The 17,582-nt window shown below is 40.9% G+C and carries 12 protein-coding genes; 2 read left to right on the top strand and 10 right to left on the bottom strand.

The genetic code is table 11. The annotated features are described in order from the left end of the window. Positions 1 to 31 precede the first annotated feature (31 nt). The 9 genes from EEL30_18085 to EEL30_18045 all read right to left on the bottom strand — a co-directional run bounded on the left by EEL30_18085 (position 32) and on the right by EEL30_18045 (position 14,966). The gene (locus tag EEL30_18085) at positions 32 to 532 is read right to left on the bottom strand and encodes a hypothetical protein (GenBank protein ID QDX94032.1); all 501 of its coding nucleotides are present in this window, start codon (positions 530 to 532) and stop codon (positions 32 to 34) included. Positions 533 to 733: 201 nt separating this feature from the next. Further along, positions 734 to 1,570: a hypothetical protein gene (locus tag EEL30_18080; protein ID QDX94031.1), complete on the bottom strand. Its 837-nt coding sequence runs from the start codon at positions 1,568 to 1,570 to the stop codon at positions 734 to 736. 14 nt (positions 1,571 to 1,584) lie between these two features. Continuing rightward, positions 1,585 to 2,676, bottom strand: a complete 1,092-nt coding sequence (locus tag EEL30_18075) for a cell adhesion protein (GenBank protein QDX94030.1) — start codon at positions 2,674 to 2,676, stop codon at positions 1,585 to 1,587. Further along, positions 2,677 to 6,135 carry a hypothetical protein gene (locus EEL30_18070; GenBank protein QDX94029.1) on the bottom strand — a complete coding sequence of 1,153 codons (3,459 nt, stop codon included), beginning with the start codon at positions 6,133 to 6,135 and terminating at the stop codon, positions 2,677 to 2,679. It abuts the gene before it with no gap. 23 nt (positions 6,136 to 6,158) lie between these two features. Further along, positions 6,159 to 7,985, bottom strand: a complete 1,827-nt coding sequence (locus EEL30_18065; GenBank protein QDX94028.1) for a hypothetical protein — start codon at positions 7,983 to 7,985, stop codon at positions 6,159 to 6,161. A 58-nt stretch (positions 7,986 to 8,043) separates the two neighbouring features. After that, positions 8,044 to 9,513, bottom strand: coding sequence for a hypothetical protein (locus tag EEL30_18060; protein ID QDX94027.1), 1,470 nt, complete (start codon positions 9,511 to 9,513; stop codon positions 8,044 to 8,046). Positions 9,514 to 9,533: 20 nt separating this feature from the next. After that, complete coding sequence (locus tag EEL30_18055) at positions 9,534 to 11,849, bottom strand: hypothetical protein (GenBank protein QDX94026.1); 2,316 nt, start codon at positions 11,847 to 11,849, stop codon at positions 9,534 to 9,536. A 13-nt stretch (positions 11,850 to 11,862) separates the two neighbouring features. Beyond that, entirely contained in the window at positions 11,863 to 12,249 is a 387-nt protein-coding gene (locus EEL30_18050) for a Low copy number virion structural protein (protein QDX94025.1), read from the bottom strand. A 383-nt stretch (positions 12,250 to 12,632) separates the two neighbouring features. Next, entirely contained in the window at positions 12,633 to 14,966 is a 2,334-nt protein-coding gene (locus EEL30_18045; protein QDX94024.1) for a S9 family peptidase, read from the bottom strand. A 339-nt stretch (positions 14,967 to 15,305) separates the two neighbouring features. Here EEL30_18045 and EEL30_18040 point away from each other — a divergent pair, with 339 nt between their 5' ends. Beyond that, complete coding sequence (locus tag EEL30_18040) at positions 15,306 to 16,007, top strand: hypothetical protein (GenBank protein ID QDX94023.1); 702 nt, start codon at positions 15,306 to 15,308, stop codon at positions 16,005 to 16,007. 5 nt (positions 16,008 to 16,012) lie between these two features. Beyond that, on the top strand, positions 16,013 to 16,561 hold the full coding sequence (locus EEL30_18035; GenBank protein ID QDX94022.1) for a hypothetical protein: 549 nt from the start codon (positions 16,013 to 16,015) through the stop codon (positions 16,559 to 16,561). Positions 16,562 to 16,725: 164 nt separating this feature from the next. Here the strand turns inward: EEL30_18035 and EEL30_18030 are convergent, their stop codons facing one another. Next, positions 16,726 to 17,550, bottom strand: a complete 825-nt coding sequence (locus EEL30_18030; GenBank protein QDX94021.1) for a radical SAM protein — start codon at positions 17,548 to 17,550, stop codon at positions 16,726 to 16,728. Between the last annotated feature and the right edge of the window lie 32 nt (positions 17,551 to 17,582).

Raw genomic sequence — 17,582 nt, 5'->3', positions numbered from 1 at the left:
ACTTCTCCCCTATCGTCTTCTTTAGATCGTATTATACGTACTGATAGGAAACACGAGTTAGAAAGTTGATCAATCCCGCCGTAGCTTCAGGAGGTACGTTTGCACGTAGCTTCAAGGCACAGTAGTTACCTTGTGATGCTGTTGTCTTGTGATTACCATCATTTGCAGAACCTTTGATTGTCTTAGCTGGAGTTCCAGCAGCATGTCCTCTAATTTCCTTTGTTGTAGTTCCACCGATAGCTGTCCACGTAGGTCCCGTTTCTCCTAGTGATGACACTTGTGTCTCAATCCACTTACCAAACACTAGCTCGTTTGTGATACTTTGGGCGTCACCACCGTTACCGCCACCACTATCCTTTGTAGTGATTGAGCAGTTTGTCATATCGGACAATGCTGTTTGACCTCCACGGTTATTCCAAATCAAAACGGAAAACTCCGCGGACAAGTCACCTGCATCGACTGTGCCAATATCCCATTTATTTACTTGTGTTGTATTGTCTTCTGAAAACCATGATACTTGCGGTGCTGGCATATTGAATTGCCTCCTTGTATGAAAAAGATATTAGCTAACTTACGTAATAGCTAGCTACATACAATATAAGAAAAGAAAGTAACTACATAACATTTAGGATGTAGTCATAAAAAAGCCGCCTGATTACCTATCTCTTAGGTAGCCAGACGGCTCTTAGTCTTTTTTTGCTGTACGTGCAAGAAAATGTGAGGTAATTGATTACTAGATAAGATTAATCACTACCTCTAGGACAACGCCTTCTATTCCTTTACCTAGTTCTACCACATTAACTCTAAAATGGTCGCCCTTCTCTACGTTAGGATCTTTTAGGGAGTATGGGCTTGAGGATGTTTTAGTCGAGCTACTATTTGCGTCAAATACCAAGTCGTTCTTGAATATGTTTGTCCACTCCTGCGCAGCATCGTAGGAGGCTTGGGAGCATTTAGCTACCTGCAATACTGTCCTTTCAGTACCCGCCTTGGCACATGATGCATAGACTTCCGAAATAATTCCATCATATGGGAATCTCATATCTAACTTAAACAGTCCAGTTGTTACTCGATTCATTACGATTATCATCGTCTTAGTCTCCATGCGCCGTTCTATATCGTCCAATCTATCATCCAAGGTTGGGTGAGGTGTGTCTGTGTCCTTATATTGCCTTGCCTTCCACACTTCCTTTTCCAGAAGCTCTAAGCGAAGACCTGCAACCTCTCCTCCACATCGTGAATATTCGGGTTTCCAGACACGAATGAATATTTCATCACCTATAGCCAACTGTATTGGCTGTCCTTCTGAAGGGTGACCTTCTTGATAATTTCCTAGCTTTAGCCTGATAGTGGAAGGATCTACTTCCTCATAGCCAATCCCTTCAGATAATCTATGTCCATTAAAGAAAACATCTAGCTGTTTAGTGTCACGTCTGTACTCATAATCAAGGTGGACATTCAATCCATGACCTCTGTCTAAGTAATCACTATCAACAATGATCTCTTGTTCATTCCAGTACATTACTTCGTTACCATAACGTTTGAGAATCATTTTTGTTCCCTGGGCCATCTGTAATCTCCCTCCTATTTGTGGTTCACATCTAGTAGAAAGTTCATTGGCTTTATATCAAAATGCTCTGATTTTCTTCCTACCTTCATCCAGAATTTCTTGCTTTTTAGAGGGTCAAGTCTGCCCATATTTAGCTTCACTTTAAAATCTAGAGTAGGGCTACCTTCATCTTCATAACATAAATCAGCCCATTGATATCCGAACTTATCCTTATATTGTAGAATACCTAAGGTACAGTCATCTGCTGGTACTTCTTCTGAGGGATTTAGCAGCTCCATTTGCACTAGTATCTGATCGTCGTACATTGTTCCTAGGCATGTCTCACCTTTGACGTTGAGTTCTGCCCCCTTCCACATTACCTTGAGGTCCGAACCATATAGGAATAAGTCTCCGCCGTATATATCAAAGTCTTCTAGACTAGATAGTAAATTTCCGTCCTGGTCGTACACCTTTACAGTTCCTCTGTACGGTATGGTTGGTAGTCCTATCTCTACCCCCGTCCAACCACTCTCTACTTTAGCAGAGGCTATAGAATTTCCGTCAGGGTCACATAGATACGCTGTGTGTCCTGTTGATAGATTACCTATAGTAATATTGCCGCTCCTGCACAACACCACCCTACCTAGGTCAATGGGTACATCGTTATCATTATCTGCGTTCTTTAAAACAATACCTAGCTTCTCAGCTACCATAACATCAGAATCAAATAACTCCCAACCACTTCCTTTGTCAGCATAGAACGTCCATCTGTTCCCTTTCTTATAAGCCCTCCATTTACTAAATTCTCTGGTTGTGGTATCTAGGCTTTCAAGGAACTCTAATCTGTGGCAGGCATCCTGCCAAACAAGAATACCCCCCTCATCACCAAACTCAGTAGGTATGTAGTCGGCAGTTACCTCCAACAATAGAGTGTTCTCCTCTTTAGGTATATCAAATAAAATAGATGTTTCTATCTCAGTATGTGGAATATTCAGTCGTCCATTGCCTTCATCCAGATGGCAGGAATTACTGGGAGATATTTCGTAACGAGGGTGTATACCCCCGCCACTAAAAGTATCATCAAAAATCAAGCCACTAGACTTTTTATAAATGCCCAAATGCCTCACCTACCTAGTCTTCTTCCAGTTCCATTTGCTCCATGTAGCAAGCTTACCTAAAATAATCCAAATCTTGCGCTTAGGTGCTACAGGGATTGTTTCATTTGTTGCAGTGGATCCTAGTTCTGTATCTACGTCTATCGTTCTACGTTTACGTTCACCGTCTGAGCTTTCTTCTAGCTCAATGTTGACTGTTCGAATTGTTCTAGTTGCCCCATCACCATCATTAGGAGTAACTTCTACTGTCTTTCTTAGTTGGGTAGCATCGTCTTGCCCACTGACACTAGTTTCTATTGTCTTCTTAACTCGAGTTCCGTCAGAGCCTTCTTTCATGTCTGTATAGATGACACGCTTTTTACGAATGCTTTCAGAAACTTCATCTACGGTTGTTGGTTCAGTCGTGTAGATAGGGTCAGCGCCAATAGTCGTTTCCATTACTGTTTCGTCCTCGATGTTTACAGAGTCAGCGTAATTGATTTCATAGATACTAGCATTCTCGTTGACTTCGCTTGAGGCTAACTCACGCTCGAATAAAGTAGCTAATCTGTCATTACCACTATAAGTAGTTTCACCAGTCATGATAACAGTCTCATGTGAACTGGTGTAGGTTGACTGATTGATTGTGTGTACTTCCAAACCACCAATATGCTCAATTGCCTTACTTTCACTGTAACCGTCAACAGTAATTGCTTCTGTTTTCTTACTTGTAGTACCGCCCTCAATGTGTTGAGTGGCTGCTTCTGCGTTACTGTCGTGTTTTCCGCCCTCAATCACTTGTAGTGTAGACTCGCCACTGCCGTGTCTTAATAAGCTTGTGTCCACAGTGCTACTATGCGTATCTACTGCGATGTTGTCTAGACGACCGCTTTCTGTCTTTAAAGTAACACCGTATTCTGTTAGATTCACGTCTGCAAACTCTATAGCCATTAGCTCGTTCGATTCTGCACTGTTCTCACGGGTTGCTGTGTTGATATCTGATACAATACTGAGTCTAGTGTTTGCTTCAATGATTGCTCTACTTAGTTCCTCTGCGCTCGTTACCTCTCCTAATCCATTGTGCTGTCCTGACTGTAGTTGGTCGCAGTCTGCCTCAATATAGCTCTGTGGTAACCTTGCCTCTGTGCCTCGTTCAACTTTTCCTGTAAAATCTTCTTGAAATACGGACTCAGCCCCAACAAACTTTACGTAATCAGAATTAGCAATTCTTTCACTTTTAGCGTGCTCGATGTAGTCTAATATTCCTTGAATATTACTCCCAGTTGTTCCTTCTTTTAGCTTATCTACTACAGCTTGTGTGATGCTTTCCAAAGAATCTGCTCTGACTGACTTGTCTACGACTCCATTGCTGATTACCTTGTCCATGCCAGCTTCTATAATCTCAGCTACTCTAGCCCCATACATGATCGTCATAATCCTAACTGTTTGTATAATGTCTGGATGTCTTATAATCTGCTCTCGTATTAATTCTACTGCTGTAAATTTAGCGTCATCTACTCCATCTGCAGTAATGGAAATAATCGCCTCAGATAGTCTATTGTTATTGTCACTGTATTCATTTAGATTAGTTGACATATTTGCTTCTTTTATGGCGTGTGTTTCCCCACTGCTAACATTGTCAATAAATCCTTCGCTCATCCCCACATTGACTGCAGCATCAGGCCCTACTCGATAAAACGCAAATTCATTTCTATCAGCTTGAGCTAGATTGTTATGTGTACCTAATACAGAAGATGTGCCTCGATCTTCTACTCCATCTATATATTTGAATTGCTTTCCTGACTTTAGTGTATTTATTTCAAAGTATTCGCTCTTGCTTGATTCAGCCACTGCCACATCACTAATGATAACTTCCCTAACTGTTGAGCGACTTGCCAGCTCTTTGACATCTACTTTCAGCTCGTAACTAGATTCACTCTCTGCTACCGAATGTCCTAGCATCGTTACGTCCTCTATTTTCTGTGATTCAGCTTGTTCGGCTTGGTGATTGATGGCGTCATGTGGGTGTTCCCTGAAGGCTTTATGGTGTTTGTCTACCACTCCATCAAGGATATAATCACTTACTTCGTTCGCATCTCCTAGCGCAATCGCATTATACATTTCGTTGTGACTAGAAAAGGTAACCTTATCTGCTACAGCTTGAAAGGTGCCCTTTGGATGGCTTGCTGCCTCTAGTATGTTTACGCCAACGCTATCTCGGTAATACTCTCCTTTCTCTTCTTGGTGTACGGTGGCTTCTACTGCTGTATATCCTTTCACAGCCTTAATACCGAATTTATCTACTTCGACATCTCTTTTGGACTCTATCTCAATTAGTCGCTCCACTAGTTCATGTTCATCCATAGCCTTGTATGCGTCCATAAAGGAACTAGTTGATCCAACGTAATCATTTCGTTGTGTATATCCACTCGTGCCATGGACTACGTCACCATCTATCTTTGAAAATGAGTTGGCAGTAAGGATATCATTTGTAATAGCATCTTTTAAAGCGTGTCTAGTAAAGTTATGTCCCTCATTGGTCAAAGATACTTCCCCATAATATTCAATATCTTTCCTTAGTGCGTCATATGTTTCTTGGACTTGAGTCGAGTAACATATATTATCTTCTGAGGTAGGTGTAATGACATCTGTAGCGGCTGTTTCCAAGTTAGAGAATAATGCCTTATTACGACCTAATCCGTCAACGCTTGCTTCTTTGTCGATGATATGCGTGTCAATAAAGCTATCAGTCAATCCATCACTTATCTCATCAGTTCTCGTAGACTTGGATAATACGCTTGTGCTGTGTCCTGACACTTGGCTCATTGGATCGGCTTGTATGCTGTCTATTACGTCAATTTCTAACACTTTTTTGTCACTACCGACCTCTAAGCTAATAGCATCTCCGTCTATCACATCGATTATGGGGTTACTAAATCTCTCGACTTCTGTTTCTAATCTACTCGTGTATGGTTCGGCAAATACGTTAACTGCATCATGTATTCTTGCGTTACAAATTGAATGGTCAGTTAAAGTAATTCGAAGTACTTCCAGTTTGGGAGTGGATGGGCTTGCTTCCTCCATGTCTTTAACTTCGCTTTCTGCTACATCATTTGCTGACTTAGAACTAATGTAGTTATCTATATCTACATCATAAACTGCTTTATTGATGCCGCTTAAATGCTTGTGTATGTCAGCTAAGTAAGTTACAACCTCTGCGGTAACAGTTTCCATTTCGGTTACTTCATATTCTGTAGCATTTTCGGCTAGGGTGAGCATTCTTTCAAATAGTCCGGTAGCTGAATATGGGACTTTGTCAGCAGACTTCATTGTATCTTCTTTGAGAGCACGATAAGTGCTATTGACAGGGGCAGTTAAGTGGTATTTGTTATTGTTATGAAAGATCTGGTTTATACCAAACGCCAGTTTATAGCCCTTTTTAGAAAAAAGGGCGGTGAAACTGAGCAGGTAAGATTTTTTACCGTTCAGCATTTCACCGCCAACCTCCCTTACTATTAACTATTTTTTACTAAGTTTTCTCTTAGGATACCTAGTCCGATTGGAGCGAATGGACTGATATTAGCTAGAGTGAATGGAGAGTTTGGAGTATCTGCCATCGTATATCTATATGATTGTTTATAATCATAAGTAGCAATTACTTCTGCATCTTTGGCAGGGACGCTGCCTTCTTTGAATGTAATGGCTTTTGTGTCCATTTCTAGTGTGTAGTCCACCCCGAACACCATTTCAGTGCAAGCTACTTTGACTTCTAACTTAAATGGGGTACCCTCGTCTTTCAGAGAAGGTTGTCGGGATAGGTGGAATACTTTATTAACTCCATCACCTTTTCCTAAGTCCTCATTTTCAGACGTCTCTGATACTTCTAAATTATCCATTTGAGCGATGTTCTTAGGGTGAATAGCATAACATTCATCTAGCTTACCTACATAACCATCGTTAGGATGGACAATATACATGGGGCTAATGTGGTAATTACCATCGTATACAGAAGGATTGAATCTAGACTCTCCAGCATCTACCATCTTGTCATGCGTAATGAATGCTAGATAGTGTTTTTGGTAGTAAGTCCCGCCAATAGATTGCTGTAGTTGTACACTGCTGTTTCCATTAGATGTACTACTGCCGTAGTCAACAAATACTGCACCTAATTTCATATCCTTCTTCCAAATAATCTCATCCTCTTTGCGGCAACCAGAGATGATTACGTTGTTCTTTCTTGGAGATTTACCTACAGTTGTTAGCTTGCCGATGTAAAGGGGGGCGTGGTAAGTATCTGTTGCATTAGCTGAAGGATCTGGTCTGAAGAACATTGCAATTCTGTCTTTAGTAATATTACCCCAATAATACATTGTTGAGTCACGTTGCCATCCTCTATCAAAGTTCTGCAATGGCGTAAAGGACATTGCAGTCGGTAAGGATGGATAAATGTAGTAGATGGCAGAATAAGCCGCATCAAGTAGTTCAGTAGCCTTATCTGGATCAAATTTCTTAACTTTGATATCTCCATAATTAAGGGTTCCTGTACCTGTGTGATTAAGGATTTTAATGTAGCTTGTGTGTAATTCAGCACCAGCATCAGGAGCCTTAGATGTTGGTTTAAAAGTAATTTTGTGTCCTCCGTAATCTACTGTATACAAGTCAGGATCTACTTCAATGCCGTTAACGTACAGCCTAACACTATCCACTTTGATATCAGAAGTAGTTGGGATAGGGAAATCCTTACGCGTACCGTCACCGTCCGATAGGATTGATTCAGGGTCTCCAACAACGACTGTTCCATTGACGCCCTGTACAATTTTCTCGCCCCGCACATCGTCGAAAGTAAAGAAATACAGTCGCTTAACTGGCAATGGTGCTGTTGGGTCTGGTGCATAGGAAATCGTAATTACATCTTTATCTTTTGGATTATCATGTAAAGTTAGTACTCCAGTGAATAGTTCGATAGAGAAGTCAGTATCATTTAGTGGTAGCCCGTTCTTGTACACAATAGATGTGTCCTTTGCTACTGGATATACTTTAATCTGATATGACTTTTCAGTACCTTCTTTTAAAGTTAGCTGGCCTAGTACAGAGTTCTGTGAGATGAAGTCCTGCTCACCTAGGGACACTTTCTTAGTCTCTCCATAACCATACACCATACCAAAGTTTCTAATTTGATTGTCGCTGCCTTTTGATTTAAACAAACGAACATCTGCAAACTGCCTAACAGTAGGGCTTACCGCTCTATACTTAGCGAACGTATTCCATCCATGTTCATTAAACATCTTTTCTAAGTCCTGCGGCAATAATTGAATTGTAGAATCTCCCTCAATCCATGACACATGAATCACCCCTTGATTGTAATTTTCCCCCCACTACAAGGTGGGGACTTATTTTTTACTACTTCTTACCTTTTTTAGCTGTACTACCTATGTTAATTTCAGTACCATCTTTATCAACTGAGCTGTGATACAACCCAATGCCTGCTGGTCTATATTGAGTTCCTGGCTTTTTAGTGAATGGTGAAACCCCTTCTACTAAGAAGTAACGGAAAACGTCAAATTCGTCAGGACAATTGGTCTTTTTAACCCGTAGCTTGTTTGCATGAAACGATAGTGCAGATAATGCGATTGTGTCTTTTAATGAACCTCTTACTCCCTCCTCTGGATGAATAACGTAAACCTTGGAGGTGTGCACCTTCTGACTGTAACGGGAAGGATTGAAAGAGTATTTATATAATGGATTCTCTGCATTGTTCCAAGCACGAGGGTAATCTCTTTTACCGTCTTCGGAAGTACGTGCAGGGGGAATCTCGTTAGCTGGAGCATTCCATGATAGATAGTGTGATTGATACCTAGCACCCAATTTAGAGCGACTAATCATAATATTATCTAACCCGTTAGCTGGAAACTTAGGATATGATTTCATTAGAGGCATGATGTTTGGCATTCTAGTAGTTGTGTCGTCGTAGTCGTATTCTGCAATTGATTTAAGTTGTGCTTCTAAATTACCGCTGTTTTTTGTAATAGGGACACTACCTGCAAACAATGCGTAAGGCTCATCCCCTTCTTCTAATGCGTCTAGCTTTCCGAAATGAAACGGAATAGACGGTACTAGGTTACCTTCTGGAGCAGGCACATTATCACATTGAATAATAAAGAAGAAAGAGTCCTCTGACAAATTACCTTTAATTGAAATCTCTGAATCGTGCCACCAGTTAGTGTACTGTACGGCTGCTCCGTAATCTACAGAGAAGTATTGCTCTAGTAGATTGGTACGTAACCCAGCTTGGATGATAGGTGATTGCATCCGCCCACCCTCTGCTCTTGTTACCTCGAATCTTGGGCTTTCCTTTCCACCTGCCCATCTTGATGATTCAACTTCAATATCCAGTGCTGCACGTAATTGATCCTCAGCCTTTCCTTGCCATCCAAGTACAATGTCATCACCATTTGGCTTTAGTTCCTTTAGCTGCTCCACCATATAGACATACATGGTGTGTGGTGCTCTATACTTACGGAACTCGTTGGTAGCCCAAACTCCAATCTCTTCTAAGTTGTCGGGTTTAGGAAGCTTATTGATTTCTATCAGGGAACCAATCGTCTGTTCCCAGGTTCCTACAATAGCTAAACCAAACATCTTCTTAGCTTTATTCGCATAGATAAAATGCTCCGCTACCGTAAATCGTGCCATAGTTGATGGTGTGAGAGGTGTGTTGGGTTTCGTTAGCCGTGCATCCCACACTACTTTCTTGAAATTAGCCGCAATCGTCCATCCTTGTGTAGCCAACAAATCAGCTAACCTTGGTTGCAAGTCAGCCTCTGTTACCTTTGGCGTGAATGTCGCCGGTGTAGTGTCGATAAAAGCCATTTATATACACTCCTTTTTATTTACTCCTTAACTACTATTGTTGCTGTTGAAGAGCCTTTTTGTCCTTGCACATTGACTACATTAAAAGTAACAGTAAATGTTCCTGCTTGATTAAAGATGATGTACGCCTCGTTTTCATTAAATCTGTCGATCCTCGCAGAGTCAGGCTTTGCCCACTTATAGTCTTTTATTGGTGGTTGAGTGCTGTAGTCAACACTAAATCTAAATTCCTCTCCTACAGTGGTCTCCGCTCGTATAGGAGATATTATTACCTCTAGTGGTTCTGGTTCTGGCTCTGCTGGCGGTAATGTATAACCTTCTTTTAGAATTCCTAGACCTGCTGGAGCATAAGCCGTACTTGCTCTTTTCGTTAGTGGCGATATGCCTTCGACCAAGTAGTAGGAATAAATCTTGTACGTGTTAACGCCATCCTCACATTTCTTATCTGCCTCTTTCAATTCGTCACCATTCATTATAGTTAGGGGAGACACCAAAATAACATTTCTCAACGTTCCATATTTTCCATCTTCAGGGTGTACTATCAATGCTCTAGATGTGTGGGCCTTGTCACTATACCTTGAAGGGCTAAACTGGTATTTGTAAGAAGGGTTCTCTGCGTCTCTCCATGCTCTTGGGTGCATCCCGCCATTATTTCCTATTCTAGCTGGAGGCATCGTGTTTGGCGGTATGTTCCACATAAGGTAGTGTGCTTGATATCTAGCTCCAAACTTAGTTCTCTTTACCATAATGGAATCAATCCCATTGCTTGGAAAGTGGGGATAATCCTTTAATATAGGAAGAATAATTTCTTGCTGATTACTGTCCTCGTAGTCGTTGTAGTCAAACGTAGCAGATGCATGTAAAGCAGATGTAAGATTCCCTTTAGAATAGTGTGCTGTACCTGCAAATAGAGCGGATGGACTTTTCTCTTCGTGGCTTGTTTGAATATCAAACTCTAACCAAACTCTGGCGGCTACAGGACTGTACCCTCCAATATTGGTAGACGGTGTTAGCTTTATATCTAATGCACTTCTACCTTGAATGTTATATAGACTAAACTCACCTACAAAGTAGGCCTTGTCTTTTGTTGTGGTTGTTGGGTCTTTTTTGGTAGGTGTTGTTATGGTAGTAATTGTGTGTCCACCTATTTCCAATCTGATATTCTCATTTTGATTGTGACGACCCAAGTCACCTACTGCCCATACTTTAACAGTCGACTCCCCACTGACCATCGGCTTGTTTGCTACGACAGTTCCGTTTTTTGCAGACTGCCCGTAGAAATCAAACATAAATGACCTGTTGACTGCCTCCTTATCCTTGCCTAGCTCATCGAAGTCTCCCATGTAAATTGGTATAGATGGTACTGCGTTTCTATCCCATATAGGAGCGGTGTCAGCTAATAGAATTAACATCGCTGATTTAGAGTCAACAAACCCTAGAACTCGTACTTTACTGTCTTCCCACCAGTTGGTCAGCTTTGTGCGCATTTCAGCAATGGTTACGGTTTCCTCTAGCTGGTGTATTCTTGTTCTGGCTACAGTAATGGGTGACTGGTAATTTAGTGGTTTCTCTTTACTTACGACGTGCTCAAGTACCTTCCCATCACCTTTTACGTCCCACATGCTTTGTTGTACCTCTACATCCAAAGCCATTCTCTTGAGTTCCTTGTTATTGTCCCACCCGACTAGAAAGTTACCAGTTGCTACATATCTCTCTAGTTGATAGAAGTATAGGGTGTGCTTCTCGTAGAAGTCTTCTGCTATCTTCTCTACCCACTCAAACATACCCTCATCCTGAGGCTCCAAGTTAGAGTCCCATGTAGTTCCGTTCTTAGAAGGGATAGCAAATGGAATCTTCTCTCTTGTTTTTTTAATAGATTCTTTGATTGGAGTATACAGCGCCATTCCGAACTCATTGCCTGATGCATTTCTAATGATGATGTGTTTCGCTACATGGAACTCTATCTCATCTGTGGGTTTTATTGTGCTGTAGTAAATCTCAACTTTACCTTCTACATCAGGGTTGAACGTGATACGTAATCCACCATTCTCTTTCTCTTCTGCTGCGTAGTCATCAGATGAAATACGGTTGTCGTCCAGATAAATATGTACATCTACGTTGTATGCCATCTCAGGCAAGTCTACATATTTCTGTGATTGCGGTAGGGTTAGCTTTTTTATTGCTGGTTTAGTTAAGGATGATGGATACACGATCTTAGTAAATTCATCTACCTTTGTCCAGCCATTTGCAGTCAATATCCCTGCCAAATCTGTTAATATGAATCTCTCATTTATTAACATCTCTATCCACGGCTGAGCATTAGATTCTTTTGTCATATTCCCACCCTCTTTACTTCAGCATTTGGTAATTCACCCAAACGTATTTGTTAGTGCCTCCCTCATTGAAATACTCAAATTGAATTATCGTATCCTTAGGTGTTGGGATAATGGCTGTAAAATACATGCCTTCGGGTAAATCCTTTGTAAAAATATTTTGACATACTGTATGATTACCTACATGTAGGTTCCAATGGTCTCTTGGTTCGTAGAATGAAGCGCCAACAGATACTGCCAGTAGTTCAGCATCGGCTACTACTGTGTATTGCTTTACTGTCTTACCTATGCCTTTAGACTCGATCATGATGCCTTCGATAAATGGGTTTGTCTTCGTTGGCATAAAAGGTGGGTCTAGTCTACCCCCTACAATGTAACTAGCGAAATTAGATGCTCCAGACAAGTTTATGCCCCCTCCAAATATGTTAATGTGAGATTCTATTACTTCTTGTTTTACATCGCGTAAAATAAGTGGTAGCCGTTTGCAGCAGAGTACATTCACGCCTTCTTCCTATCACGAGGTAACAGATATATTGCAAGAATTATTTAGTAGAAGTTAAACAAGTTATGTGGAATGTTACATCACGTGAACCACCTCACTTATACTCAATTATAAGAAAAAGCAAGGTACGATTATCCAATGGACGTAATCGTTCCTTGCTTTTTAATGATTATTCATTTTAACGTTTGCCAAGTAAGTCCAAGGAAATGAACAATTTAGATAGTATTAGCTATCATTGTGTATCGCATGGCTATGTGACTATATTAGTAGCATGAAACATACATTCATTTTCTCTCCTCCCTCCCAATGATGTATTCCTTTGGAGGCTCCATACCCATTAGATGCTTAACAAAATAGTTCCATTTTTTACGAATAAAATACGGGTGCAAGCTGAAGGAATGTTTTCGATTAGGCATAATCAACAAATCGAAATCCTTGTTCGCCTTGATTAGAGCATCTACCATCCTAAATGTATGGCCAGGATGGACATTATCGTCAACCTCTCCGTGTACCAACAGCAGATTGCCTTTGAGATTATCAACAAGGGTTGTATTATCTTGCTTTCTGTATAGCTCCAAATCATACTCTCCTTGGTATCGTTCCCCCCACAGAGACATGTATATCCGTTGATCGTGGTTACCGCTAACCGATACGGCCACCTTATAAAAATCTGGATAAAGGAGGATCGCACGGGTCGAAGCATATCCCCCTCCAGATAAACCCCAAACTCCAATCCGATCTAGGTCTATGAAAGGATACCTCTTAGCTAACTGCCTGATCCCTGTTACATGATCTGCCAGTCCAGCAGCTTCCTCGAGCTTTCCATACGTAACATCGTGAAAGGCCTTGTGACGGTAAGGCGTACCCAAGCCATCCAAAATGATTGTTACGAACCCAAGCTGAGCAAACTGTTGTGCCCCTCCGAGCAGGTCTAAACCTCCCATTAATGCCTCACCACAAAAAATCTTTGGAGTATTAATACGTTGAGGGCCACCATATACGTAGTCGATCACCGGGTATTTACGCGCAGAGTCAAACTTAGCTGGGCGAACCATAATTCCGTATAAATCGGTTATACCATCACGAGCCTTGACGGTAATACGCTCCGGCATCTGATATCCAAGTTCTAAAAGCATTTCAACATCAGCATGTTCTAACTCGCGAATCAGTCGTCCATCTGCTGCCCGCAGAACGGAAATGGGCGGCAGGTCAATCCGTGAATAGGTATCTACGAAATACTGCAGGTCAGGAGAAAAACTTATGATGTGCTCAGCATTTTCTGGTGTTAATAGGGTTAGTTCTGTACCATCCAATCGGACACGGTACAAGTGCTGATAATAAGGATCGCGCGCGATCTCTCTCCCTCCTGCCGTGAAGTATATGAATCCATTTTGTTCATCTAATTCAAGAAGACGACGTACCACCCACGGTCCACTGGTAATCCGGTTCTTGAGCTTGCCTGTATAACTGTCATAGAGGTAGAGATGAGACCAGCCATCTCGTTCCGAGTGCCAGATGAACGACTTAGCATCATCCAACAGGCGGATATTCGGGTTGCACATACCTTGCCCAGGAGCGATATCACCTATATGAAAAATGTCAAAGTCCAAGAAGGTGTCTGTTTTTTCTTCCAAAGGTGTTCTGGTTGAACCATTTTTCACATCTGCGACAACAAATTGAGCTGACTTATAATCTCGGGCGATACGCACAAAGTACACTTGGTCACTAGCCTTTGACCAGCCTGCCAATTGTAATCCTGGTGTAAGTGGTGAATCTGAGTGAACAGGCAGAGGTTCCGTGTTCAACGGAACGATTGTTCTTTTTTCAATATCACAAATTACTAATTCTGCCTGCGCAATGTGCTTGTCCCCAGGCATCGAGTAGCGATACGTATGTGGAGCTGGCCGTAATTCTTCAACATTGAGTACGGACTGTACTAGATACAACTCACGTACCAGTCGTTGATCCATTCGATGCGTCAACAATTTTTTCGAATCTGGTGACCATATGGCTGTAGGTGGAGGCTTTTGCCTATTCAATTGATTGGTTAATAGGGTGATTTCTGACTGTACGGGAGATCCGTAATCGTAATAGGGTTGACCATCTTCGGTAAGCTGAAGAATCTTCTCGGTTACAACAGAACGTACAAAAAGATTATAGTCCTTTGTGAATGCCGCCCAGCGCCCATCCGGGGACAAAAGTTCTCCCCTAGCATCTGGTGTCTCAACGATTTTGACTTTTTTACAGAGATATTCCTCAAGATCACAGGTCCATTGAGTCGTTTCGATTTGAAAGGTAATGGAATTTTCTTTATTCACGTATTCGAACTGATTGAAGGGCAAATTATCTGGATCGCACGTTTGACCTAAAACCTCTGAAAGAGCAAGGGATAATCGTTTATGATCAAAAGCCGGTTTGCAAGTCTTTAGCTCAGGATCAACTAGCATAAACTGTTTCCCTCGCTCGTCCCCTTTTCTCAAATCCCTAACATACCAGAACTTATTCGTCTGACCCAGCCAGTTAGGCTCTACACGACTGTTAAAAACATATTTGCTGGTGTTAGTTGAAAGAAGTTTTTCAGCACGCGTATAATGCTCATGAGTAACAATGCTTGACATATGCCTACACCCCTAACATTCGTGAGATCATAAGATTCTTGCATTCCCTGTCTGATTAAAAAAAGTTTCAACAGCTTCCTTCATTAATAGATATCACGTAAGGTAACGTAATATTCTTTAGCAAGTACATTCTCATCCGCAGAGATTTAGAGAATTTGCCAACCAAGGCATTTTTTATTTGTAGAAGCATTCCTTCAAAAAAAGTGGGAGTGTTTTTTTACTATTTTTCTCAATATAGGTTTTTTTGAAGAATGATATATAGTAATAGTTAGTAAAATAGGAATTAAAAGGATGTTATTTTTCATAATTATCACAAAATAATGTAAAGAAGGTGTATTCATGTCCGTGAAAAGGATTCTTAAATCAAGTGCGATAGCTGTTATTTTACTCAGCTCAATGGCTCCATCAGTACATGCGGAAGATTATGGTGAAACACAAGTACATGCAAGTGAAAATAAAGAACCAACGTTTAACTATGACGCGAAAGTTGAATTCGTAGATCTGCCATTAGTAGGTAGTTCCAGAACATCTCCAACACAATATGGAGTAGATACAAAAGGTGTTATACGTGAGGAATATAGCCATTCTTACTATGCATTTGATTCAGGTACAATAACAAAGTATAATTCGTTGTCACGTACAGCAGATAAGTTTTTAATTAGTGTTGCAAGAGGACAGACGGTACGTTTAGGTAAGACAGTAAGCGTAACTGGTTCTGTGCAGATTAACAGTTCGGTTAGTGGAGATTTATTCAAAGTAATAAGCCTAGGTTTGAATTGTACGGCTAGTGGATCTTACACAGGCACGTTTACATCTGATTTAACTTTTGGCGGTCCACCAGAGAACTCGAAATATCGTACGCGAGATTATTACGGGGCTATTGGCTATGATAGATATACTGTAAAGATAAAGAAGTATGATGTTTATAAGAAATTTAATGGGAATGCTTATATAGAAGATGAGCAATACTTTAACAGCACGCAAACAGTATCTAGTGTAGAGAAGCCAAAAGAAGAAACTTATCCAGTTGATCATAATTAAAAAGGATGGTAAAAAAATCATCAGTTATTTTGTTACTGTGTTTTTTCCTTTTAGTCTCCTGTGAAGAAGCAGGGAATAAGATACAAAGAGATCCACCAGTACCTGCGCCTTTAGAACTTTCCAAATCTCCTCAAAGTAAGCAATATCTTAAAGACCAAAAGATTATCGATGGCTTAAAAATCACAAAAATAAGCGCACAGCAAGCCGTATCTAAAGGCGAATCAGGAGAGTTTAAGGGAGTAGCTTTTTATATTGAGTTTACAGATGATGAAAAGCCATTACGTCCTGAATATTTAAAAAAGATTACGTTTGAAATTGTATTTAATGAAAGCCAATCTGAATTATTGCAATATTTTTCTGCTTCAATGAGTGTTCCTGCAACACTTGATACTAATAAGGGTCTATATCTAGCGAGTGCAGGTATATTTGGAATTGAAGAAGCAGAGATAAAGAAGTTTCTCTACTCTAAACAGAAGCTAAATGTCAAGGTGTATTACAACCAAGATTTAGTACACCAACAAGAGTTAGATTTTGAAAGCCAAAGCGGGAAATAGTCGCTTTGGCTTTTATTTCGATTGAGTCCTCAATGATTTGTGAAACAAGAATGCTCTACTTGGATGTGCATTTATATGTTATTACTCTTCAGATGCGGTTCCTCCCTTGGTGGCACAAAAAAATAGCCTCCATTAAGGACGCTACATGCTAAGAATTGTTTTCTTCATTCAAAAGGAGCGAAACCCTTCTGACTTAGAAAAATCTGATCATCGGGAAAAACACTTTTACATCTATCATAAATCATTTGATATGCGGAAGGATCATACCATTGTTCTAAGCCCAGCTTTTGGTACAACGAATCAATGCCCAAATTTCTGGTTCGTCTCCCTCCACTTCCGTCTCCCATGAAATAATCATCCACACAAATTCGATTAACCAACGACTTTAACTTATGCGGAAATTCTTCACTGCTCGGCAGTAATGGGGCAATGGTTGCTTGAGTTGGTATACCAGCATCTGCCAATAGCTGAAGTGTTTTTAACCGAGCGCTAATTGGTGGTGCATCAGGTGTAAAATGCTTGCGTATATCTTCTCGATCCGTCTCGACGGTCATACTTACCCGAACTTTATCCTTTAAGAGCAACAATAAATCAATGTCTCTACGAACAAGAGGACTCCGAGTTTGTATGAATAAAAAATCAGGTGGGGCTTGCACCATGACCTCCAAAAAGGATCTCGTCACCTTTTCTTTATGCTCGATTGGCTGATACGGGTCTGTACTCGATGACATGAAAATCGTTACCTTCCCTTTGGTTTTGGCTCTTCGAAGCTCTTTACGTAATATCTCTGCTGCTTCCCTCTTGATGTCAACCCAAGTTCCCCATTCCTCCTTACGGAACGTAGCTACCGGCATTTGGCGTACATAGCAATATGAACATCCAAATGAACAGCCGGTATAAGGATTCAGAGAATGACTGTACCCGGAAAGAAAGCCTGTTCCTTTATTAAGAAGTGTCTTGGGATACTTGTAAAAAAACTCACTTTTCATGCCTATCCTCCCTTCTGACTGTTTGTTTTTTA

The organism is Brevibacillus laterosporus, from assembly GCA_007833815.1.
GTDB classification, from domain to species: domain Bacteria; phylum Bacillota; class Bacilli; order Brevibacillales; family Brevibacillaceae; genus Brevibacillus_B; species Brevibacillus_B laterosporus_D.
Note: the sequence above shows the minus strand (reverse complement) of the source record. Positions and strands in the feature narration are given on the sequence as shown.

Bases quoted from the DNA above. Each gene is read 5' to 3' on its own strand.
- EEL30_18085 (QDX94032.1), bottom strand. From the start codon at position 532: ATGCCAGCACCGCAAGTATCATGGTTTTCAGAAGACAATACAACACAA.
- EEL30_18080 (QDX94031.1), bottom strand. From the start codon at position 1,570: ATGGCCCAGGGAACAAAAATGATTCTCAAACGTTATGGTAACGAAGTA.
- EEL30_18070 (QDX94029.1), bottom strand. From the start codon at position 6,135: ATGCTGAACGGTAAAAAATCTTACCTGCTCAGTTTCACCGCCCTTTTT.
- EEL30_18060 (QDX94027.1), bottom strand. From the start codon at position 9,513: ATGGCTTTTATCGACACTACACCGGCGACATTCACGCCAAAGGTAACA.
- EEL30_18055 (QDX94026.1), bottom strand. From the start codon at position 11,849: ATGACAAAAGAATCTAATGCTCAGCCGTGGATAGAGATGTTAATAAAT.
- EEL30_18045 (QDX94024.1), bottom strand. From the start codon at position 14,966: ATGTCAAGCATTGTTACTCATGAGCATTATACGCGTGCTGAAAAACTT.
- EEL30_18040 (QDX94023.1), top strand. From the start codon at position 15,306: ATGTCCGTGAAAAGGATTCTTAAATCAAGTGCGATAGCTGTTATTTTA.
- EEL30_18035 (QDX94022.1), top strand. From the start codon at position 16,013: ATGGTAAAAAAATCATCAGTTATTTTGTTACTGTGTTTTTTCCTTTTA.
- EEL30_18030 (QDX94021.1), bottom strand. From the start codon at position 17,550: ATGAAAAGTGAGTTTTTTTACAAGTATCCCAAGACACTTCTTAATAAA.